Raw genomic sequence first — 20,346 nt, forward strand, 5'->3', positions numbered from 1 at the left:
ATGACCATGAGCCAGACCCCGGACAGCGCCGTCCGTACGTACATCGAGCAGCACCGTGCCGCCTTCCTCGACGACCTCGCCGAGTGGCTGCGCATCCCGTCCGTGTCGGCCCAGCCCGACCACGCTCCCGATGTCCGTCGCAGCGCCGACTGGCTCGCCGCAAAACTCAAGGAGACCGGCTTCCCGACCGCCGAGGTCTGGGAGACGCCGGGCGCCCCGGCCGTCTTCGCCGAATGGCCCGCGGACGACCCCGAGGCGCCCACGGTCCTCGTCTACGGCCACCACGACGTACAGCCCGCCGCCCGTGAGGACGGCTGGGACAGCGACCCCTTCGAGCCGGTCGTCCGGGAGAACCGCCTCTACGCGCGCGGGGCCGCCGACGACAAGGGCCAGGTGTTCTTCCACACACTCGGCGTCCGCGCCCACCTCGCCGCCACCGGCCGCATCGCACCCGCGGTCAACCTGAAACTGCTGATCGAGGGCGAGGAGGAGTCCGGCTCCCCGCACTTCCGCGCCCTCGTCGAGGAACGCGCGGACCGGCTCGCCGCCGACGCAGTGATCGTCTCCGACACCGGCATGTGGTCCGAGGACACCCCCACCGTGTGCACCGGCATGCGCGGTCTCGTCGAGTGCGGGATCGTCCTGCACGGCCCCGACCAGGACATCCACTCCGGTGCCTTCGGCGGCGCCGTCCCCAACCCGGCCACCGTCGCGGCCCGCCTGGTCGCCGCGCTGCACGACGAGCACGCGCGCGTGGCGATCCCAGGCTTCTACGACGGCATCGTGGAACTCAGCGACCGCGAGCGTCAGCTGTGGGCCGAGCTGCCGTTCGACGAGGAGAGCTGGCTGCGCGAAGCGCATTCGTACGCCACCGAGGGCGAGGCCGGGCACACCACCCTGGAGCGCATCTGGGCCCGCCCCACCGCCGAGGTCAACGGCATCGGCGGCGGCTACCAGGGCCCCGGCAGCAAGACGATCATCCCGTCCTCGGCCATGATCAAGCTGTCCTTCCGGCTGGTCGCCGGGCAGGAGCCCGACCACATCGAGAAGGCCGTCCGCGCCTGGGCCACCGAGCGGATACCCGCCGGGATCCGCGCCGAGATCACCTTCCTGCCGGCCACGCGCCCCTGTCTGACCCCGCTCGACCACCCAAGCCTCCAGTCGCTGGCCCGCGCCATGGGCCGCGCCTTCGAGGGACCGGTCCGGTTCACCCGTTCGGGTGGCTCAGGGCCCGCTGCGGACCTCCAGGACGTCCTCGGCGCACCCGTCCTCTTCCTGGGCATCTCCGTCCCCTCCGACGGCTGGCACGCCCCGAACGAGAAGGTCGAGCTGGACCTCCTCCTCAAGGGCGTCGAGACCAGCGCCTACCTGTGGGGTGACCTGGCCGAGAACTGGCGCCATGCCCCCTGACCCGTCGGCGCCGTCCGGAGCGGCATCACGCGCGGGGCACACTGGAAGGGCCGCCCCGCCCCGCCCCCGACCGACCCGGTCTCCTCCCGCCCTTCGTCCCGCTGAACCGCCCGCTGAAACATCCGTTGCACTGGGGGAGTTGGAAGCACCCGTGACCACCTGGACCGACCACACCGCCGACCGACCCATCTCGCTCACCGCCCCGAGCGGCATCGACCGCGCTGCCCACCACCGGCTCGACGAGGCCTGGCTCGCGGCGGCGTGGAGCCACCCCGACACCCGCTGCTTCGTGGTCTCCGGCGGCCAGGTCCTCATCGACGAGACGCCCGACGGCCGGACCGAACTCGTCATGACCCCCTCCTTCGAGGCCCCCCTCACCGAAGCGCACCGCTACTTCCTGGGCACCGACGAGGACGGCGTCAGCTACTTCGCGCTCCAGAAGGATGCCCTGCCCGGCCGTATCGACCAGTCCGCCCGCCCGGCCGGCCTGCGCGAGGCAGGGCTGCTGCTGTCACCACGCGACACGGGCCTGATGGTGCACGCGGTCGGTTTGGAGAACTGGCAGCGCACCCACCGCTTCTGCTCCCGCTGCGGCGAGCGCACGGTCATCGCCGCCGCCGGCCACATCCGCCGCTGCCCCGCCTGCGGCGCCGAGCACTACCCGCGCACCGACCCCGCCGTGATCATGGCCGTCACCGACGAGGACGACCGCATCCTGCTCGGCCGCCAGGTCCACTGGCCCGAGGGCCGCTTCTCCACGCTCGCCGGCTTCGTCGAGCCCGGCGAGTCCACCGAGCAGGCGGTGCGCCGGGAGGTCTTCGAGGAGGCCGGGATCACCGTCGGCCCCGTCGAGTACGTCGCCAGCCAGCCCTGGCCGTTCCCGTCCAGCCTCATGCTCGGCTTCATGGCCCGAGCCACCTCGACCGAGATCAACGTCGATGGCGACGAGATCCACGAGGCCCGCTGGTTCTCCCGCGACGAACTGGGCGCCGCCTTCGACTCCGGCGACGTCCTCCCGCCGTACGGGATCTCCATCGCGGCCCGCCTGATCGAGATGTGGTACGGCAAGCCGCTGCCGACCAGGAGCTTCGTCTGAGACGGCGCCCCGGCTGATGACCGACACCTACGACACCTACTGGAACCACAACGTCCACTACCACCCGGTGGTCCTGGACGCCGTGCCGCACGGCTGCCGTGCCGCCCTGGACGTCGGCTGCGGTGACGGCCTGCTGGCCGCCAAGCTCGCGGCCAGGGCGGAGTCGGTGACCGGCGTGGACCGGTCACCGGAGATGATCCGGCTGGCGCACAAACGGGACGCGGGAAACGTCACCTTCCTGGAAGGTGACTATCTCGACGCCGGACTCCTCGACGAGGGAGGCTACGACTTCGTCAGCGCGGTCGCCGTCATCCACCACGCCCCTTTCGACGACGTGATCGAACGGCTGGCGGGGCTGCTCGCGCCGGGCGGCCGGCTGGTCATCGTCGGCATGGCGCACAACCGCACCCTCCTGGACCGCGTGATCAGCGGTTGTGGAGTCCCCGTGAACCTGCTGCTGCGCGCGCGCAGACGCGGCGGCGAGCGGGGTCCGTCCGGCATGCCCGTCGAGGACCCCATCATGAACTGGCGAGAGGTCCGGCGGGCCACCGCAGACCTGCTCCCCGGACGCAGGTACCGGCGCCGGCTGCTGTGGCGTTACACCCTGGTGTGGGACAAGCCGGGTGACATACGCGAAGGCGGCCCCTGAACCGAATGAGGGACCGCCTTGCGCGAAGAGTGCGAAGAAAACACGAAGGAGATTACGCGCCGATCTTCTGCTTGACCTGAGCCAGCGAGGGGTTCGTCAGCGTCGAGCCGTCGGCGAAAAGCACGGTGGGGACTGTCTGGTTCCCGCCGTTCGCCTTCTCCACGAACGTGGCCGACTCCGGGTCCTGCTCGATGTTGATCTCGGTGTACGCGATGCCCTCGCGGTCCATCTGGCTCTTCAGCCGGCGGCAGTAGCCGCACCACGTGGTGCTGTACATCGTCACAGTGCCCTGCATCTCGCTCGCGCTCCTTCTGGCAGCTCGGGGAAGGTCGTCCAGGAGAGGAACACATGCGGTCCGTCCGCCATTCCCGCAGCACGAGCCCTGTACGGCGTCTGCCGCATTAGTACGACTGTGAGGGGCTGCCTGTGGACAACCGGCACAGCAGTCTCCGGCGACCTGGCAGCATGGCCGTGTGACAGCAGCAACGCATTCCTCCCTTTTCCCGCGGGTACCGGACTCTGCCGACGCGGTGCTCGAAGGGCTCGACCCCGAGCAGCGTGAGGTGGCGACCGCCCTGCACGGTCCGGTGTGCGTGCTGGCCGGAGCCGGTACCGGCAAGACCCGGGCGATCACCCATCGGATCGCCTACGGTGTGCGGGCCGGCATTCTCCAGCCGTCCAGCGTGCTCGCCGTCACCTTCACCAACCGTGCCGCCGGGGAGATGCGCGGCCGGCTGCGCCAGCTCGGCGCCCAGGGGGTGCAGGCCCGTACCTTCCACTCGGCCGCGCTGCGCCAGCTCCAGTTCTTCTGGCCGAAAGCGATCGGTGGCTCGCTGCCCCGGCTCGTCGACCGCAAGATCCAGCTTGTCGCCGACGCGGCCGCCGCCTGCCGCATCCGCCTCGACCGGGGAGAGCTGAGGGACGTCACCGCCGAGATCGAGTGGTCCAAGGTCACCCAGACCGTCCCCGCCGACTATCAGCCCGCCGCTGTGAAGGCCGGCCGCGAAGCTCCCCGGAACCCTGCCGAGATCGCCCAGATCTACTCGGTCTACGAGGACCTCAAGCGTGACCGCGGGGTCATCGACTTCGAGGACGTCCTGCTGCTCACCGTCGCCGTCCTGCAGGACCGGCACGACATCGCCGAGCAGGTCCGCGCCCAGTACCAGCACTTCGTCGTCGACGAGTACCAGGACGTCAGCCCCCTCCAGCAGCGCCTGCTGGAACTGTGGCTCGGCGACCGCGACAGCCTGTGCGTCGTCGGCGACGCCAGCCAGACCATCTACTCGTTCACAGGAGCAACCCCCGACCATCTGCTCGACTTCCGCACCCGCCACCCCGGGGCCACCGTCGTCAAGCTGGTCCGCGACTACCGCTCCACACCGCAGGTCGTCCACCTCGCCAACGGACTGCTGGCCCAGGCCCACGGCCGCGCCGCCGACCACCGCCTGGAACTGATCTCCCAGCGCCCCGCGGGACCCGAGCCCGTCTACACCGAGTACACGGACGAGCCCGCCGAGGCCGAGGGCGCCGCCCGCCGTATCCGCGAGCTGGTCGACGCAGGGGTCCCGGCCGCCGAGATCGCTGTGCTGTTCCGCACCAACTCCCAGTCCGAGACCTATGAGCAGGCCCTCGCCGACGCCGGGGTGCCCTACCAACTGCGCGGTGCCGAGCGGTTCTTCGACCGGCCCGAGGTGCGCAAGGCGGGCGTAGCCCTGCGTGCCGCGGCCCGCTTCGGCGGCAACGACGCGCTGCTCGACGACACCGTGGACCTGCCCTCCCAGGTGCGCGCTGTCCTGTCGGGGGAGGGCTGGACCACCGAGCCGCCGGCCGGCTCCGGCGCGGTCCGGGAGCGCTGGGAGTCACTGGCCGCCCTGGTCAACCTGGCACACGACGTCGCCGCCGCCCGGCCCGCCGCCACCCTCGCCGACTTCGTCACGGAACTCGACGAGCGTGCGGGCGCCCAGCACGCCCCGACCGTCCAGGGCGTCACCCTCGCCTCCCTGCACTCGGCGAAGGGCCTGGAGTGGGACGTCGTCTTCCTGGTCGGTGTCGCCGAGGGCATGATGCCGATCACCTATGCGAAGACCGACGAGCAGATCGAGGAGGAGCGCCGTCTCCTCTATGTCGGTGTGACCCGTGCCAGAGAACGGCTCCATGTCTCCTGGTCCCTCTCCCGCACCCCCGGCGGCCGCCCGAGCCGCAGGCCCAGCCACTTCCTGGACGGCCTGCGCCCCGGCTCCACCGGCGCCGTTGGGCGCGGCTCCGGCGCCGGCCCCGGCGGAGTCGAACGCGGTTTCACCGGCGGCCGCGTGGCCGCACCCCGGCGCACTCAGCGCACTCCCGCCCGCTGCCGGGTCTGCGGACGCACACTCACCGACGCCGGCGAGATGAAACTGATGCGCTGCGACAACTGCCCCTCCGACATGGACGAGGGCCTCTACGAGCGGCTGCGGGAGTGGCGCGCGGACCAGGCCCGGCTCAGCGGCCAGCCCGCCTTCTGCGTCTTCACCGACAGGACGCTGATGGCCATCGCCGAGAGTGCGCCCGACGACGACCGGGAGCTGGCCCGCATCCCCGGCGTCGGCATTCGCAAGCTCAACCGTTACGGCGCCGATGTTCTGGCCATCTGCGCAGGCCAGCAGCCCGGGGGAGCAGCCGAGGTGGACTGATGCGAACTCGTCGAAAAAATAGTTTGCGCATGCCCCGGCAATCCCCATAGGTTCTAGGCACGGAAGCGGCGGCCTTCTCGAAGGCCCAGTTCCGTGTTGTACCTGCATATCCGAGCGGACTGGCTCATCCCAGTCCCCCAGGCGCCGAGAGGAGGCGAGTCCAGTGATCAGCATCAAGACCAACATCAGCGCGGCCAAAATGACCGATCTCTCGGCCGTCTCCGTGTGCATGCTCGGCGTCTCGAACCTGGGCACCGGTCTGTCCGGCATTCCTGCCGTGCGTCCGGCGTCCTCCTCCGTTTCTCTCGCGGGCCTTCCCGTTCGTGAGCGCAATGAGCGACCGACCAAGGCACTGGAAGCAGTAGGGGCACAGGCCAAGGCCTATGCCTTTATGGCAGCCGGTGCCGGAAGCCGGAAGCAGACGACGCAGCACCACCTGATGTGGGCCTTCCGTGGGCCAGAACCCTGGAGTGATCCAGCCTGATCGATCAGGCCGGCGCCTTCAGGGCCGCGGAACCCCATCCGGGATCCGCGGCCCTTCTGTTTGTCCCCACCACAGGGACAGACGGGCGAAGGGGCCTCGGGGCAAGAGCAGAACCCGGTACCAGCCGCCAACCGGTCCAACCGGACCGGAACGACCAGACGAGGAAGAACAGCCGTGCAACTCGAAGCGCACGCCCCGTCCGTACCGCCTTCCGAAACGATCCCCCCGCCCGGCCTCACGGAGGACTCCACCTTGACTCCGCTCACCGCGCTCACCGCGCTCGACGACGCCATCGAGAACCTCGGCGTGCCCGTCCCCTGCCGTTCCTACGACCCGGAGGTCTTCTTCGCCGAGTCGCCGGCGGACGTCGAGTACGCCAAGTCCCTCTGCCGCACCTGCCCGCTGATCGAGGCCTGCCTCGCCGGTGCCAAGGAGCGGCGTGAGCCCTGGGGTGTCTGGGGTGGCGAGCTGTTCGTCCAGGGTGTCGTCGTCGCCCGGAAGCGGCCGCGTGGCCGCCCGCGCAAGAACCCGGTCACGGCATGAACATCCAAGGAACGATCGACCGCCCCCTCACGCACGACCCCAAGAAGCAGGCCCCGATGAAGCCGTCCACCAGCGAGCCCACAGGCTCCGCGATCCCAGACTTCACCACCGCCGGTACTACCACCGGCTCGCGTCAGAACAGGACCCGCGAGATGCAACTCATCCCAGAAGCCCTGGCTCGTGCGCATATGCACGAGCGACTGCACGAGGCCGAGCGGGAACGCCGGGCCGTGCGCCTGGCGGCCGCTCGCCGGATGCAGCGCCGGGCCGAGCGCGCCTCGATGCGCGCCCGCCGTGCGCTCGCCATGGCCGTCATGCAGTGATCCCGAACACCTGAAGCGGTGGCCTCCCGGCTGAGGGAGACGAAAGCTTCACGCGGGGGCCGGTCCGGCCGAACGGACCGGCCCCCGCGGTGCGTTGCGCCCGCGGATCCGTGCACCGCGGCGTTATCGTCGCCGGGTGACGAGTCTTCCCGGAGGCAGTGATCACGGTTGCTCCGCCACGGAGCCCCACCCTCCTGTGTGCGCCCGCTGCGGCATCCCGGCCGACGGCCTCCAGCCCACCACCTGGACCTGCTCCGTGGAGAACGGCATCCGCCAGTTCTTCTGCGACGCCTGCTCCAGGGAGAACCTCAGAGCGATCGAGGGCCGCCTCGACTCGTCCGGGTGGTGATCACCGTCACCGCGCCTACTGCGCTTCTACGGCCACCTCCGCCTCCTCGGCTGCCACGACTTCGTCGGTCTCTTCGGGCGCGAAACCGGGCAGCCACGCCTCCAGTTCCTCCCGCAGCCGCACCGTCGCGCCCAGCTGACACAGCACGCCGATGGTGCTCAGGGTCACCCGGTGTATCAGCAGGTAGGCAGGCGGCAGATTGAGCTGTTTGCCCAGCTGGTGGGCGGGGTTGCGGGGGTCGGCGATGCGGGCCGCCTGGCTGCGCATCCAGTTGCGGGTGAAGGTGAACTCGTCGACCCGTGCCGGTTCGATGATCGGCAGCAGGTAGTCCAGGACGGCGTCGGGGTCCAGCTCTATGGATTCCTTGACGAATCCCTCGGCGCACAGCAGCTCGTAGACCGCCTCGGCATCACCGTCCAGCGTCATCCGCAGGGAGTCGCCGATCGGGCTGGGCAGGCCGCCCGCGAGGCGGTCGACCGTGCCGAAGTCCAGCACGCCCAGGAGCCACTCCTCCTCGTCCTCCGGCCCACCGGGCAGCAGACGGAAGTTGCCCGGGTGCGGGTCGGCGTGCAGCAGGCCGGTACGGGCCGGGCCCGAGAACAGGAACCGGGCCAGGAGTTGACCGGCGCGGTCACGCTGCTCCTGCGTACCCTCCGAGATGATCTCGGAGAGCGGTATTCCGTCGATCCACTCCGTGACCAGGACCTGCTCGCACTGGTACACCACCGCGGGAACCACCACATCGGGGTCGTCCGCGAACTCCTCCGCGTGCGCCGTCTGGGCCTGCGCCTCCAGGGCGTAGTCCAGCTCCTCGGAGACCCGGTCGCGCAGCTCGGCGATCAGTGGCTTGATGTCCATGCCCGGGATCAGCGGACCCAACAGACGCGCGAAACGACTCAGTTGCCCAAGATCGGACAGCAGGGCCTCGCCGGCTCCCGGATACTGCACCTTGACCGCGACCGCACGGCCGTCGTGCCATACCGCCCGGTGCACCTGGCCGATCGAGGCCGCCGCCGCGGGTTTCTCCTCGAACTCCAGGAACAGCTCCCGCCAGTCCTCGCCGAGGCGCTCGACGAGCACCGCGTTCATGGTGCGGGTGGGCATCGGCGGCGCGGCGTCCTGGAGTCTGGTGAGGGCCGCCCGGTAGGGGCCGGCGATCTCCTCGGGGAGGGCGGACTCGAAGACGGACAGGGCCTGCCCGAACTTCATGGCCCCGCCTTTCAACTCTCCCAGAACTTTGAAGAGTTGCTCCGCCGTGCGCTGTTGCAGCTCACGCCCGACGATCTCCGCGGACTCACCCACGATGCGCTTGCCCAGACCCCAGGTCGCCCGGCCTGCGAAGCCGAGCGGGAGCGCGGCGAGTTTGGCGGTCCGGGTGACCGCCTTCCGGGGAAGATCAGACATGCGCCCTCCAAGTCCCAGTCGGCCGTGCGGCGTCCGTGTGCTCTTGTCGCTCCGCCGACGGCCGTTGCACCACCATTGTCTCGTGCCGAGCCTCATTGGTTGAGGAGTGTTCCCCCTTAGCTTTCTCCGCCGCTCCGCACGGGCATGCGGAATGCGGCCAGACCGGACGCGCATGCCAGTGCAGAGCCGGCACGGAAGCCTCCCAGCGCACTCCCGTACCGGACGGCGACTCCCCGTCGAGGAAGGCCAGGGCATGCGCGGCGGCCAGCCCGGCCACGGCCGTCGCCAGCGTCAGATCGCAGGCCTCCACTCGGCGGGCCTGCCCGGACCGCCACTGGGCGATCAAGCGTGGCCACGCCGGATCCCGGTCGGAGCGATGCTCGTGCAGACAGCGGGCGCAGCCCGTCCCGCCCGGCAGGACGAGCGGACCGACGACGCCGGTGCCCTCCACGACCCCCGTGTAGAGGTGAGGCGTCCCGGAGGCCATGAGCGGCTCGGCGGCGCGCGCGTCCGGGGCGTACACCAGGACGTCGTCGCGCGGGGCGATGATCACCAGGGAGAGGCCGGGCTCTTCCGCGGCCGGATCCGGGCGGCGCGGCGTGCGGTCCGGAGCGGCCCGGCGGACGACCCTGCGCGCGGCCTCGTCCCGCCGCTCGCCCACCGCCTCCGCGGGCAGCCCGCCCGGCGCCACGTCCCACGGCTGGACGCGGCCCACGTCACGCACGTCGACCTCGCCGACGCCCGCGCCCGACAGCAGCGCGGCCAGCGTGACACCGACCCGGCCCGCGCCCCGCACCTGCACCCGCAGCGCACGCCGGGCCGCCAGCCGGCCGATCGCGCCGCCCGGCTCCGGAGTGATCAGGGACAGCGACGCGAGATCGGGACCGAGCCGGTCCATGACCTCCTGCTTGGCGCGCAGTGCCTCCACCGCCGGCCCGCCGCCGCACGCGTCGTCGACAAGCCCGGCCCGCGACAGCCGCTCCACCAGCGCGTCGACATGCCCGTCCGGCAGGTCCATGCGCCGCCCTTCCGCACGCAGCAGCGCGAGCCCCCGGGTGCCGTTGAGCAGGTCCAGAAAGCTGCCCGTCGCCGTGTCCATCGGCCCGACTGTCATCGCGTGTGCCGGGGTCATCCCGAACTGCACGGTGTTGAGATCACGCCAGCCGCGCCGGAGCGCGGGCTTCACCAACGGATGCATGACAGGCCCCCGTAGCTGTCGAAAGGTCATGGAACGTTCCCGTCTGCCGGTGGAGCCGGTCACGCTCCGCCGACGACTGCCAGCATGCCCGGCCCGCTCGACGGACTTCGAAAGTTGTCCACAGGCGGTGGGTATTCGTCGTACAAATCAGACGCATGGTGGGGGCTTGGCATCGAACCGCCCCGGACCCGGGACTTCCCCCGTGTGCAGCGGGTAACGTCGGGGCGTGCCCGCCGACCCACTGCACCGCGCCGGAAAGCCACAGCGCAGCATGACGAGCCAGCCGCCCAGCGGCTTGGGGGTGAGCGCGATCGAGGTTCGCAGGAGCGCCCGGCGCCGCCGGACGGTCTCCGCGTACCGCGAGGGCGATCGCACCGTCGTGCTGATCCCCGCCCGGATGTCCGAGGCGGAGGAGAAACGCTGGGTGACCGTCATGCTCAACAAACTCGCCGCCCAGGAGAGCAAGCGAGTGCTGGGCGACGCCGAACTGGCGGAGCGCGCCGAGCGGCTGTCGGCCCAGTACTTCGACGGCCGGGCCCGCCCCGCCTCGGTGCGCTGGGTCACCAACCAGAACACCCGCTGGGGTTCCTGCACCCCCGCCGAGGGCAGCATCCGCCTCTCGCACCGGCTCCAGGGCATGCCCGAGTACGTCGTCGACTATGTGCTCTGCCATGAACTGGCGCATCTGCTGGTGCCCGGGCACGGTCCCGACTTCTGGCGGCTCCTGGAGGCGTATCCGCGGACCGAGCGCGCTCGGGGCTACCTCGAAGGGGTGGTCGCCGCCGAGCGGCTGCCCCATGCGCCAGGTGCGCGCGATGAGTGACACGCCCTGCGGGCACTCCCTTCGGGTCTGCTGAGCGCGGTTGTGTACCGGGTCTGTACCGACTGCCTCCGATGTCCGAGTTAGCCGTTAGCCTGGCGCGACGCAGTCACATTCGGGATGGGGGACGGTCGTAGCGCATGGCCAGGGAATTCCAACGCGGCCACAAGGCCAGGATCAGTGACCTGACGGCGGGCACGGATCTGTACGTAGGTGTGCAGATCGCCGGGCCCGGACTGACCTTCGACATCAGCTGCTTCGGCCTGGACGCCGACGAACGGCTGTCGGACGACCGGTACTTCGTCTTCTTCAACCAGCCGAAGTCTCCAGAGGAGTCCATCCAGCTGCTGGGTGCGCAGGCGGGCGACACGGAGTCCTTCCGGGTCACGCTGGACCGGATTCCGCCGCGGATCCAGAAGCTGGCGTTCACGGCGACCATCGACGGCGCCGGGCAGATGTCGCAGGTCGCGCCCGGTTACATCCGGATCGTCGCGGGCGGCGAGGAGGTGGCCCGGTACTCCTTCAACGGCTCGGAGTTCTCCACCGAACGCGCCGTGATGCTGGGCGACTTCTACCTGAAGGACGTGTGGCGCTTCGCCGCCGTCGGCCAGGGCTTCGACGGTGGTCTGGATGCGCTGCTGAAGAACTTCGGCGGCGAGGTGATGGAGGAGGAGGCGCCCGCCGCGCCCGAGCCGCAGCAGTCGCAGACCGGCCCTGCGCCCGGATTCGCGCCGCCCGCGTTCGCCGCCCCGGCCCCGGCCGCCCCGGCACCCGTGCCCCCGGCCGCCCCGGCGCCCGCGCCCCAGGGCTTCACCCCGCCCCCGGCGCCCGGCCCCGCGCCGGTTCCGAATGTGCACGGCGCGCCCACCGTCATCGCCTCGCTGGCCCCGCCCGCCCCCGGCACCGTGCCGCCGCCGTCACCGGCACCCGCGCCCTACGGCCGGCCGACCCCGAGCGCGCCCATGCCGCCCGGTTACGGTCAGCCCCCGGCGGCCCCGCAGGCCCCGGCCCCTCCGCCCGGACACCCCCAGGCACCCCAGCCCCCGACCCCGCCTCCGGGCTACGGCCAGCAGCCGCCGTTCGGGCAGGCCCCAGGCCGGCAGACCTACGGGGTCCCCCAAGGAACTCCCCAGGGCGGTGCCGGAGTCGGTGCGGCGCTCCAGCAGTTCAAGGAGACGCCCACCGGCCAGCGCTGGACGCAGCAGAACAGCAAGCTCGTCCGGGTCGACCTCGGCATGGGCGGCCAGCCGGTGCTGGCCCGGCAGGGCAGCATGGTGCTCTACCAGGGCAAGGTCGACTTCAGCTACAAGGGCGCCGGGTTCATGGGCCGGGTCGTGGGCAACGCGACCGGCCAGGAGCTGCAGCTGATGCGCTGCACCGGCCACGGCCAGGTGTTCCTCGCCGAGAACTCCGCCCATCTGCACCCCGTCGAGCTCCAGGGCGACGCGATCTGTGTCTCCGCGGAGAGCGTCCTCGCCTTCGACGAGAGCCTCCAGTACGAGGTCCGCCGGATCGAGGGCCACGGCATCCCCGGCGGCGCGCTGTTCACGATGCAGTTCCAGGGCACCGGCACGATCGTCGTCAAGACGCACGGCACGCCCGTAGTGCTGCCCGTCACGCCGACGACGTTCGCCGACTGCAACGCGGTGGTCGCCTGGTCGGCGGCCTCCCAGGTGATCGTCTCCAGCCAGGTCCGGATGCGCCGCAACGCCTACCCGGGCGACACCGGCGAGAGCGTCAACCTGCAGTTCCGGGGCGCCCCCGGCAACTTCATCGTCGTCCAGCCGTACGAGGTCTGAGGGAGCCCGTCATGAACCAGCCGCTCGCGGGCTACGCCCCCGCACCCGTCACCGCTCGCATGGAGAACCACGGCAACCACATGCTGAAGGTCGCCATGCAGACCGGGAACGACCTCCTCGCGCGTGTGGGGTCGATGGTCGCCTATGAGGGCTTCGTGCAGTACGAGCCCAACCCGCCGGCCGTGCGCCAGATCGCCCGTGACTGGATGACCGGCGAGGGCGCGCCCCTGATGAAGTGCTCCGGCGACGGACTGCTCTACCTCGCCGACTACGGCGCCGATGTCGTCGTCATCAACCTCAACGGCGACGGCATCTCCGTCAACGCCACCAACCTGCTCGCCTTCGACGCGCACCTGACCTGGGGCGTGGAGCGGGTCAAGGGGCTGGCGAAGTTCGCCGGGCAGGGTCTGTGGAACACCAAGATCTCCGGGCAGGGCTGGGTCGCGCTGACCTCCCGGGGCAAGCCGATCGTCGTCGACTGCGGTGGCGGCGAGGACGAGACGTATGTCGACCCGGACGCGCTGGTCGCCTGGTCGCCGAACCTCAAGGTGAAGGGCAAGCGCAGCTTCAAGGCGCAGTCCCTGATCGGCCGGGGCAGCGGCGAGGCCTACCAGATGGCCTTCTCCGGGCAGGGCATCGTCGTCGTCCAGCCCAGCGAGGACAGCACCGACCGCCTTCGTTTCCGGGGCTGAGGGGGAGTCAGAGAATCATGCAGAGCCCGCTTTTCGCGCACAACGACTCCCAGGCCCAGGACCGCTACAGCCTGCAGAACAAGGAGATGCTGCGGATCGTCCTGGAGGGCCACGACGACATCCTCGCCCGCAAGGGCACGATGGTCGCCTACCAGGGGCTCGTCGAGTTCGACGCCGAGTACACGAGCAACCAGCAGTCACGCGCGCGTGCGTACACCGGCGAGGGCCTGGACCTGATGCGCTGCCACGGGCAGGGCACGGTCTACTTCGCCAACCTCGCCCAGCACGTCCACGTCCTGGACGTCGAACAGGACGGCCTGACCGTGGACAGCGGCTACGTCCTCGCCATGGACTCCTCGCTGCACTACGAGGTGGTCGCCGTCGACAGCCTCTACGGCATCTCCGGGTCCGGGAAGTACCAGCTCAACATCACCGGCCGCGGCAAGGTCGCCCTGATGACCTCGGGCGCGCCGCTGCTGATGCAGGTCACGCCCGACAAGTACGTCAACTGCGATGCCGACGCGATCGTCGCCTGGTCCACCGGGCTGCGCGTCCAGATGCAGGCCCAGACGCATTCCTCGGGCGTGTGGCGGCGTCGCGGCAACACCGGAGAGGGCTGGGAGCTCAGCTTCATGGGAAGTGGCTTCGCGTTGGTCCAGCCGAGTGAACTGCTCCCGCCGCAGAACGCCCAGATCGGCCAGGGCCTCGCCGCGCAGTTCGGGATGGGCCAGCAGGGCGCGCGCGGGACGAACCAGGGGAACGTCTGGAGCTGACGGGCCGGGAAGACCCGCAAAGTAAGGGGTGCACGCAGTGGCGGGCGCCCCTTACGTGCACGTGGGGATCACAGCCGGGCGCGGGTCGCTTCCAGCAGTCGTACGACCGAGTCGTCGGCGACCTCCGCGACCCCCTCGTAGGCGAACCAGCGCAGGTCCAGGGACTCGTCGCTGATCGCATGGGCGGCGCCCCGCGGGGCCACGGCCGCGTACTGGATGTCGAAGTGCCAGTGGCACGGCGCCGGGATCGGGTGCCGGTCCAGTCGGACCGGGCCGCCCGGCAGCAGCGTCAGCCCGGGGATCCCGGACTCCTCGGTCGCCTCCCGCAGGGCCGCCGCGGCCGGCGTGGCGTCGCCCGGCTCGCAGTGGCCGCCCATCTGCAGCCACATCCGCAGCTTCCGGTGCAGTGTCAGCAGCACCCGACCGTGCTCGGCGTCGACGACCAGCGCGCTCGCCGTGACATGCCCCGCGTGACACGCCTTCCACATGCCGTCGGGGTGCGCCGCGAGATGGTCCAGGTAGGCCTGGCGCAGCTCTTCCTGGCCCTCGTACCCCTTGAGGACGAGGACCGTGTCGTCGTACAGGCTCACTCGGTGTCGTCGCCCTTTTCCTGGTCGTCCTTCTTGCGCAGGTCGGGCTTCTGGGCCGCCTCGCCGAGCATCTTGTCCAGCTCGGAGAAGTCCAGCTGCTCGCGGTGGACGAAGCCGTCCGGGTCGTCCAGGTCGCTCGCCGTCGGCAGCATGTCCGGGTGTGCCCACAGGGCGTCCCGGCCGTCGGCACCGCGCGCGTCGGTGAGCGAGGCCCACAGACGGGAGGCGTCGCGCAGTCGGCGCGGGCGCAGCTCCAGGCCGATCAGCGTGGCGAACGTCTGCTCCGCGGGGCCGCCCGTGGCGCGGCGGCGGCGCAGGGTCTCGCGCAGCGCGTCGGCGGACGACAGGCGCGGCTTCGCCGCCGCGTGGACCACCGCGTCGACCCAGCCCTCGACGAGGGCCAGCGCGGTCTCCAGACGGGCCAGGGCCGCCTTCTGCTCCGGTGTGTCCTCGGGCTGGAACATGCCCTGCTGGAGGGCGTCCTGAAGCTGCTCGGGGTTCTGCGGGTCGAACTGGCCGACCACGTCCTCCAGCTTGGCCGTGTCGACCTTGATCCCGCGCGCGTACCCGTCGACCGCGCCGAACAGGTGCGAGCGCAGCCACGGCACATGCGCGAACAGGCGCTGGTGGGCCGCCTCGCGCAGCGCCAGATACAGCCGCACCTCCTCCTTCGGCACACCGAGGTCCTTGCCGAACGCCTCGATGTTCACCGGCAGCAGCGCGGCCCGGCCGACCGGGCCGAGCGGCAGACCGATGTCGGTCGAGCCGACGACCTCGCCCGCGAGCACACCGACGGCCTGTCCGATCTGCGTGCCGAACATGGCGCCGCCCATCGAGCGCATCATGCCGATCAGCGGGCCCGCCATGGCCTGCATCTCCTCCGGCAGGACATCGCCCATCGCGGCGCCGACCCGCTCGGCGACCGGGTCGACCAGCTCCTGCCAGGCGGGCAGCGTCGCCTCGACCCACTCCGCGCGCGACCACGCCACGGCCGAGCCGGAACCGGACGGCAGCGACGTCGCGTCGTCCAGCCACAGGTCGGCCAGGCGCACCGCCTCCTCGACCGCCGTGCGGTCGGAGGGGCCCACGCTCGCGTCCTTGACGCCGTCCGAGGTGCCCTGGGAGACCGTCTGGCGGGCGATCTGCTTGGCCATGTCCCAGTTCACCGGGCCGCCCTCGTACGAGAGCATCTGACCCAGCTGCTGGAAGGCCGCGCCCAGGTCGGTGGGGTTCAGCGAACCGAACATGGCAGCGAACGGATTGTCGGCGCCGGGGCCGCCGAACCCGGGCGTGCCGAAACCGAACGGGTTGGCCGGTCCCTGCCCACCACCGCTCTGCTGGTCCTTCTCCTTGCCCTCGTCGCCGTCTTCCGGCTCCTCCGGCGGAAGGCCGAAACCGAATGGGGTGTCACTCACGGGAATCCTCGGCTGGTAAGGCCACCGGTTCTCTCCGGCGGCGCGGCTGCCCGACAACACCACCCAGCGTAGACACCCCGACCCGATCGGGCCTCGGTGCTTCGCCGACAGTCGGCCTGCGGCAGGATGGATGCCACCTGGTACGTACGCGTCACTCACGCTCGTACTGAAGACAACCGCTGGAGACGCCCGGTGAGTTCCCCAGATCCGCAGGTTCGCGCAGCGCGAAACCCGTCAACCCCTGCCGCCGTGCGCGGGCCCGTCGTCGCCGTCACCGGCGCCGCGACCGGGGTCGGCGCGCTGCTCACCGAGCGGCTGGCCGCGTCCGAGGAGATCAAGCAGGTCATCGCCATCGACGAGCGGCGCGGGGAGTGCGCGGACGCCCAGTGGCACATCCTCGACGTACGGGATCCGGCCATCGCGGACAAGCTCCGCGGGGCCGACGTGGTGGTGCATCTCGCGCTCGACCTGGATCTGGAGACCGATCCGGTCGCCCGTACGGCCTACAACGTGCGCGGGACGCAGACCGTGCTGACCGCGGCGGCCGCGGCCGGGGTGCACCGCGTGGTGCTGTGCACCTCCGCGATGGTCTACGGCGCGCTTCCGGAGAACGAGCTGCCGTTGTCCGAGGACGCGGAGTTGCGCGCCACGGCGGAGGCCACGGGCGTGGGGGACCTGCTGGAGATCGAGCGGCTCGCGCGCCGGGCGCCCCGCGCGCACCCCGGGCTCAATGTCACCGTCGTGCGCCCCGCGGTGCTCGTCGGAGGCACCGACACCGCGCTGACCAGGTATTTCGAGTCGCCCCGTCTGCTTGTCGTCGCCGGGTCGCGGCCCGCCTGGCAGTTCTGCCATGTCGAGGACCTGTGCAGCGCGCTGGAGTACGCCGTGCTGGAGCACGTCGACGGGGAACTCGCCGTCGGGTGCGACGGATGGCTGGAGCAGGAGGAGGTCGAGGAGCTCAGCGGGATCCGGCGGATGGAGCTGCCGTCGGCGGTGGCGCTCGGCGCCGCGGCCCGGCTGCACCGGATCGGGCTGACGCCGTCACCTGCCGGGGATCTCGCCTACACCATGTATCCGTGGGTGGTGAGCGGGAGCCGGCTGCACGACGCCGGGTGGCGGCCGGGGTGGACGAACGAGGAGGTCCTCGCCGAGCTGCTGGAGGAGGTGTCCGGGCGGCACACCGTGGTCGGACGGCGGCTCGGCCGTAGGGACGCGACGGCCGCGGGTGCGGCGGGTGCGACGGTCGCGCTGCTGGGCGCGGCGGCGGTGGTACGGCGGGCACGGAAGGCCCGGCGGCGGATCTGACCACGGACCGGAGGCAGCGGCCCCGGGCCGGGACCGGCGATCGCGAGCCGGGAGTAGGAGGAGTCTCCAAACGCGCACGCGCGCGTGCCGGGTGTTGGGCGTATTCCCTCTGGTCCCGGGCGTGCGGCACGATGGAGGTATGGCTGCTGTGAACGATCATCCCGGTGAGCTGGGTGCCGAGGATCCCGTCAAGCTGATCGGGATCCGGGAGAGTGCGCTCTCCGTCGACGAGGTCTTCGCGGCCGTGGGGGACGACGCGGCCGGTGGGATCGCGCTGTTCGTGGGGACCGTGCGGAACCACGACGAGGGCGCCGACGTGGACGCGCTCGGCTATTCGTGCCATCCCAGTGCCGAGAGCGAGATGCGGCGGATCGCGGAGAAGGTCGTCGCCGAGTACCCGGTGCGGGCGCTGGCCGCGGTGCACCGGGTGGGGGACCTGCGGGTGGGTGATCTCGCCGTGGTCGTCGGCGTGTCGTGTGCGCATCGCGGGGACGCCTTTGAAGCCTGTCGGAAGCTGATCGACGATCTCAAGCACGAGGTGCCCATCTGGAAGCACCAGAAGTTCTCGGATGGGACGGAGGAATGGGTCGGGGCCTGCTGAAGGCCCCTGTCCGGTTTCCGGTTGCGTAACCGAACCCCCCGCGTGAGCGTTGTCAGTGCGGATGATTAATCTGCTGATCAGTCAGTCGCGGACGCTCATGGGGTTGGGAGGTCGGCATGGGGGCGCTTGTCTGGTTGCTGATTCCGCTCGTGGCCGCGGTCGCTGCCGGTCTGTGGGGCAGCTGGGCCAATCGGACCAGGAGAGCCCGGAGCGACGGGCCCGAACTCGACGGGTACGCGCGCTTCCGCGAGGCCATGGAGAAGCCCCACTCCGGCAGCTGAGACCCCTGTGACGGGTGGCCCTGACGGTGCGCTGACAGACACGTCCCGTACTGTCTTTGCATGCCACGCCGCACCGCGACGATGCTCGCCTCCACCCTGATGCTGATCGCGCTCCTGTGCGCCGGAGTGCTCATCAACGTGCCGTACTCGGAGATGTCCCCGGGCCCGACCGTCAACACGCTCGGGGACCACGGCGGCGAGCCGGTGCTGCAGATCTCCGGTCACAAGACCTACGCGACCTCCGGACACCTGAACATGACGACCGTCCGGGTCACCAGCGCCGACTACAGGATGAACCTCGTCGAGGCCGTCTACGGATGGCTTTCGCACGACAACAGGGTCGTGCCGCACGACACGCTCTACCCGGACGGCAAGACCGAGCAGCAGTCCACCCAGGAGAACGCCGAGGAGTTCAGCCAGTCCCAGGAGAGCGCGAAGGTCGCCGCGCTGAAGGAGCTGGGCGTCCCGGTGAAGTCCTGGATCATCGTCTCCACGGTTCTCAAGGGCTCGCCGTCCGAGGGCAAGCTGCACGCCGGTGACGTGATCAAGGCCGTCGACGGTACGGCGGTCAAGCAGCCGGCCGACGTCGCCACGCTGGTGACCAAGCACAAGCCCGGCGAGGACGTCGTCTTCACGGTCGTGCCCGCCAAGGAGCAGGCCGCCGCCGAGAAGGCGAACAAGACGGCCACCAAGACCGAGAAGGTCACCGTCACCACGACCAGCTCCGACGACGGCGGTACGAAGCGCGCCATCGTCGGGATCTCCGCCGGGACCGATCACACGTTCCCGTTCTCCATCGACATCAAGCTCGCCGACGTCGGCGGACCGAGCGCGGGGCTCATGTTCGCGCTCGGCATCTACGACAAGCTCACCCCGGGCAGCCTCACCGGCGGCAAGTTCGTCGCCGGCACCGGCACGATCGAGGACGACGGCACGGTCGGCCCGATCGGCGGCATCTCGATGAAGACCATCGGCGCGCGCAGCAAGGGCGCCCAGTACTTCCTGACCCCGGCCGACAACTGCGCCGAAGCGGCCAAGGACACCCCGAGCGGGCTCACCCTGGTCAAGGTCAAGACGATCGACGACGCCCTCGGCGCCCTCAAGGACATCCGCGACGGAGACACCGGCGCCCTGCCGAAGTGCAGCACCAAGAGCTGACGACCCGTAGAGAACCTGAGAGGCCCCGTAGCGGACCCAAAAGACCGGGGGCGCCCTTCCTGACGAGGGGCGCCCCGGTGCCGTGTGCGAGCCGTGTGCGCGTGTCTCAGTCCGCGAACGTCGCCTTCAGGGCCTCCGCCAGCCCCGGGACCAGGTCGGGACCGGTGAGGACCTCCGTAGGCGAGTCCTTCTCGCGCAGCCGCACCGCCGAGTCGCGGCTGCCGTCCCGCAGCACGCCGACCGTCATCCGGACCTCCTGGCGGTCGGGGTGCTGTGCCACCCACTTGGCCAGGTTGGCCTCGCTCAGCCCCTCCGGGACCTGGGACTCGGCGGACGGCGGCAGCATCAGCCGCTCCACCGTGAGCGCGCAGCCGACCACGGCGTCCGGCCAGGCGATGGTGCCGAGGAACTCATCCAGCGCTTTGTCCGTTGGCACTTCGTCCTGCTCGATCGGGGTGAGACCGGTGGTCACGGACTCCTCCTGCAGACCGAGCTGGGCGGCGAGAGCCGGTTCCTGGGTGCGCAGCCGTGCGGTGTCGACAAGGGCGAAGAGGCGAGCGGGCTGGTCCCAGCCGAGGCCGGAGGCGTACTCGTCGATCTCGAGGACGGCCCGGGTGAGCGGGTTGGCTGCCATGGGAGTGTTGGACATGGTCACAATCCTGCCTCGTTCATGGCCGGAATCGGGAACCGAGTAAACCGTGAGTAAGTTGCATAGGTGGGGCCCCACGATCACGGGGGGCCACGAAAGGCCCCCGATCACGAGGGTCTGACGGATTCAGAAGCGGAT

Annotated in this window: 22 protein-coding genes; 16 read left to right on the plus strand and 6 right to left on the minus strand. The window is 70.7% G+C overall.

Features of this window, described 5'->3' with window-relative positions; genetic code table 11:
- Positions 1-6: 6 nt before the first annotated feature.
- The 3 genes from ABTY98_RS06820 (at position 7) to ABTY98_RS06830 (ending at position 3,155) form a co-directional block, all read left to right on the plus strand.
- On the plus strand, positions 7-1,410 hold the full coding sequence (locus ABTY98_RS06820) for a dipeptidase (RefSeq protein ID WP_352219798.1): 1,404 nt from the start codon (positions 7-9) through the stop codon (positions 1,408-1,410).
- A gap of 151 nt (positions 1,411-1,561) precedes the next feature.
- Entirely contained in the window at positions 1,562-2,506 is a 945-nt protein-coding gene (nudC, locus tag ABTY98_RS06825; RefSeq protein WP_352219799.1) for an NAD(+) diphosphatase, read from the plus strand.
- A 16-nt stretch (positions 2,507-2,522) separates the two neighbouring features.
- Positions 2,523-3,155: a class I SAM-dependent methyltransferase gene (locus tag ABTY98_RS06830; RefSeq protein ID WP_352219800.1), complete on the plus strand. Its 633-nt coding sequence runs from the start codon at positions 2,523-2,525 to the stop codon at positions 3,153-3,155.
- A 52-nt stretch (positions 3,156-3,207) separates the two neighbouring features.
- Here ABTY98_RS06830 and ABTY98_RS06835 read toward each other — a convergent pair whose 3' ends face one another.
- Positions 3,208-3,450, minus strand: coding sequence for a mycoredoxin (locus ABTY98_RS06835; protein WP_352219801.1), 243 nt, complete (start codon positions 3,448-3,450; stop codon positions 3,208-3,210).
- Positions 3,451-3,628: 178 nt separating this feature from the next.
- On the opposite strand from ABTY98_RS06835, the gene ABTY98_RS06840 reads away from it, so the two are divergent.
- From ABTY98_RS06840 to ABTY98_RS06860, 5 genes are all read left to right on the plus strand, one after another.
- On the plus strand, positions 3,629-5,824 hold the full coding sequence (locus tag ABTY98_RS06840) for an ATP-dependent DNA helicase UvrD2 (protein WP_352219802.1): 2,196 nt from the start codon (positions 3,629-3,631) through the stop codon (positions 5,822-5,824).
- Positions 5,825-6,023: 199 nt separating this feature from the next.
- Positions 6,024-6,308, plus strand: a complete 285-nt coding sequence (locus ABTY98_RS06845) for a hypothetical protein (protein ID WP_502994166.1) — start codon at positions 6,024-6,026, stop codon at positions 6,306-6,308.
- A 174-nt stretch (positions 6,309-6,482) separates the two neighbouring features.
- Entirely contained in the window at positions 6,483-6,851 is a 369-nt protein-coding gene (locus ABTY98_RS06850; RefSeq protein WP_019072119.1) for a WhiB family transcriptional regulator, read from the plus strand.
- Positions 6,848-7,174 (plus strand): putative WhiB-interacting protein, encoded by a 327-nt coding sequence (locus ABTY98_RS06855; protein ID WP_352219804.1) that lies wholly within the window; start codon positions 6,848-6,850, stop codon positions 7,172-7,174. The genes ABTY98_RS06850 and ABTY98_RS06855 overlap by 4 nt, the downstream gene beginning before the upstream one ends.
- 136 nt (positions 7,175-7,310) lie before the next feature.
- The gene (locus ABTY98_RS06860; protein ID WP_352219805.1) at positions 7,311-7,523 is read left to right on the plus strand and encodes a hypothetical protein; all 213 of its coding nucleotides are present in this window, start codon (positions 7,311-7,313) and stop codon (positions 7,521-7,523) included.
- Positions 7,524-7,538: 15 nt separating this feature from the next.
- Here the strand turns inward: ABTY98_RS06860 and ABTY98_RS06865 are convergent, their stop codons facing one another.
- Positions 7,539-8,927, minus strand: coding sequence for an ABC1 kinase family protein (locus tag ABTY98_RS06865; protein ID WP_352219806.1), 1,389 nt, complete (start codon positions 8,925-8,927; stop codon positions 7,539-7,541).
- A complete protein-coding gene (locus ABTY98_RS06870; RefSeq protein ID WP_352219807.1) occupies positions 8,920-10,125 on the minus strand; it encodes a TOMM precursor leader peptide-binding protein in 1,206 nt (401 codons plus the stop codon). Before ABTY98_RS06870 ends, ABTY98_RS06865 begins: the two co-directional genes overlap by 8 nt.
- A 226-nt stretch (positions 10,126-10,351) precedes the next feature.
- Here ABTY98_RS06870 and ABTY98_RS06875 point away from each other — a divergent pair, with 226 nt between their 5' ends.
- The 4 genes from ABTY98_RS06875 (at position 10,352) to ABTY98_RS06890 (ending at position 14,209) form a co-directional block, all read left to right on the plus strand.
- Entirely contained in the window at positions 10,352-10,948 is a 597-nt protein-coding gene (locus ABTY98_RS06875; RefSeq protein WP_352219808.1) for a M48 metallopeptidase family protein, read from the plus strand.
- Positions 10,949-11,085: 137 nt separating this feature from the next.
- The gene (locus tag ABTY98_RS06880; protein ID WP_352219809.1) at positions 11,086-12,744 is read left to right on the plus strand and encodes a TerD family protein; all 1,659 of its coding nucleotides are present in this window, start codon (positions 11,086-11,088) and stop codon (positions 12,742-12,744) included.
- A gap of 11 nt (positions 12,745-12,755) precedes the next feature.
- The gene (locus ABTY98_RS06885; RefSeq protein ID WP_352219810.1) at positions 12,756-13,436 is read left to right on the plus strand and encodes an AIM24 family protein; all 681 of its coding nucleotides are present in this window, start codon (positions 12,756-12,758) and stop codon (positions 13,434-13,436) included.
- 17 nt (positions 13,437-13,453) lie between these two features.
- Positions 13,454-14,209, plus strand: coding sequence for an AIM24 family protein (locus tag ABTY98_RS06890; protein ID WP_352219811.1), 756 nt, complete (start codon positions 13,454-13,456; stop codon positions 14,207-14,209).
- A gap of 68 nt (positions 14,210-14,277) precedes the next feature.
- Here ABTY98_RS06890 and ABTY98_RS06895 read toward each other — a convergent pair whose 3' ends face one another.
- Positions 14,278-14,799, minus strand: coding sequence for an NUDIX hydrolase (locus tag ABTY98_RS06895; RefSeq protein WP_352219812.1), 522 nt, complete (start codon positions 14,797-14,799; stop codon positions 14,278-14,280).
- Entirely contained in the window at positions 14,796-16,214 is a 1,419-nt protein-coding gene (locus tag ABTY98_RS06900; protein WP_352219813.1) for a zinc-dependent metalloprotease, read from the minus strand. Before ABTY98_RS06900 ends, ABTY98_RS06895 begins: the two co-directional genes overlap by 4 nt.
- 192 nt (positions 16,215-16,406) lie before the next feature.
- Between ABTY98_RS06900 and ABTY98_RS06905 the strand changes: the two genes are divergently transcribed.
- From ABTY98_RS06905 to ABTY98_RS06920, 4 genes are all read left to right on the plus strand, one after another.
- Entirely contained in the window at positions 16,407-17,519 is a 1,113-nt protein-coding gene (locus ABTY98_RS06905) for an SDR family oxidoreductase (RefSeq protein WP_352219814.1), read from the plus strand.
- Between the two features lie 139 nt (positions 17,520-17,658).
- Positions 17,659-18,120, plus strand: a complete 462-nt coding sequence (locus ABTY98_RS06910) for a molybdenum cofactor biosynthesis protein MoaE (RefSeq protein ID WP_352219815.1) — start codon at positions 17,659-17,661, stop codon at positions 18,118-18,120.
- Positions 18,121-18,236: 116 nt separating this feature from the next.
- Positions 18,237-18,401, plus strand: coding sequence for a hypothetical protein (locus tag ABTY98_RS06915; protein ID WP_352219816.1), 165 nt, complete (start codon positions 18,237-18,239; stop codon positions 18,399-18,401).
- A gap of 60 nt (positions 18,402-18,461) precedes the next feature.
- Positions 18,462-19,559, plus strand: coding sequence for a YlbL family protein (locus ABTY98_RS06920; RefSeq protein ID WP_352219817.1), 1,098 nt, complete (start codon positions 18,462-18,464; stop codon positions 19,557-19,559).
- Between the two features lie 106 nt (positions 19,560-19,665).
- Here the strand turns inward: ABTY98_RS06920 and ABTY98_RS06925 are convergent, their stop codons facing one another.
- Positions 19,666-20,208 carry a PPA1309 family protein gene (locus tag ABTY98_RS06925; RefSeq protein ID WP_352219818.1) on the minus strand — a complete coding sequence of 181 codons (543 nt, stop codon included), beginning with the start codon at positions 20,206-20,208 and terminating at the stop codon, positions 19,666-19,668.
- Between the last annotated feature and the right edge of the window lie 138 nt (positions 20,209-20,346).

The organism is Streptomyces sp. NPDC096040 (genome assembly GCF_040303265.1).
Taxonomy (GTDB): domain Bacteria; phylum Actinomycetota; class Actinomycetes; order Streptomycetales; family Streptomycetaceae; genus Streptomyces.

What these genes read in the sequence shown, in the direction of transcription:
- ABTY98_RS06845 (WP_502994166.1), top strand. Translation starts at nt 6,024, where the DNA reads ATGACCGATCTCTCGGCCGTCTCCGTGTGCATGCTCGGCGTCTCGAAC.
- ABTY98_RS06830 (WP_352219800.1), top strand. Translation starts at nt 2,523, where the DNA reads ATGACCGACACCTACGACACCTACTGGAACCACAACGTCCACTACCAC.
- ABTY98_RS06855 (WP_352219804.1), top strand. Translation starts at nt 6,848, where the DNA reads ATGAACATCCAAGGAACGATCGACCGCCCCCTCACGCACGACCCCAAG.
- ABTY98_RS06820 (WP_352219798.1), top strand. Translation starts at nt 7, where the DNA reads ATGAGCCAGACCCCGGACAGCGCCGTCCGTACGTACATCGAGCAGCAC.
- ABTY98_RS06880 (WP_352219809.1), top strand. Translation starts at nt 11,086, where the DNA reads ATGGCCAGGGAATTCCAACGCGGCCACAAGGCCAGGATCAGTGACCTG.
- ABTY98_RS06920 (WP_352219817.1), top strand. Translation starts at nt 18,462, where the DNA reads ATGCCACGCCGCACCGCGACGATGCTCGCCTCCACCCTGATGCTGATC.
- ABTY98_RS06885 (WP_352219810.1), top strand. Translation starts at nt 12,756, where the DNA reads ATGAACCAGCCGCTCGCGGGCTACGCCCCCGCACCCGTCACCGCTCGC.
- ABTY98_RS06835 (WP_352219801.1), bottom strand. Translation starts at nt 3,450, where the DNA reads ATGCAGGGCACTGTGACGATGTACAGCACCACGTGGTGCGGCTACTGC.
- ABTY98_RS06910 (WP_352219815.1), top strand. Translation starts at nt 17,659, where the DNA reads ATGGCTGCTGTGAACGATCATCCCGGTGAGCTGGGTGCCGAGGATCCC.
- ABTY98_RS06890 (WP_352219811.1), top strand. Translation starts at nt 13,454, where the DNA reads ATGCAGAGCCCGCTTTTCGCGCACAACGACTCCCAGGCCCAGGACCGC.
- ABTY98_RS06870 (WP_352219807.1), bottom strand. Translation starts at nt 10,125, where the DNA reads ATGCATCCGTTGGTGAAGCCCGCGCTCCGGCGCGGCTGGCGTGATCTC.
- ABTY98_RS06915 (WP_352219816.1), top strand. Translation starts at nt 18,237, where the DNA reads ATGGGGGCGCTTGTCTGGTTGCTGATTCCGCTCGTGGCCGCGGTCGCT.
- ABTY98_RS06925 (WP_352219818.1), bottom strand. Translation starts at nt 20,208, where the DNA reads ATGTCCAACACTCCCATGGCAGCCAACCCGCTCACCCGGGCCGTCCTC.
- ABTY98_RS06865 (WP_352219806.1), bottom strand. Translation starts at nt 8,927, where the DNA reads ATGTCTGATCTTCCCCGGAAGGCGGTCACCCGGACCGCCAAACTCGCC.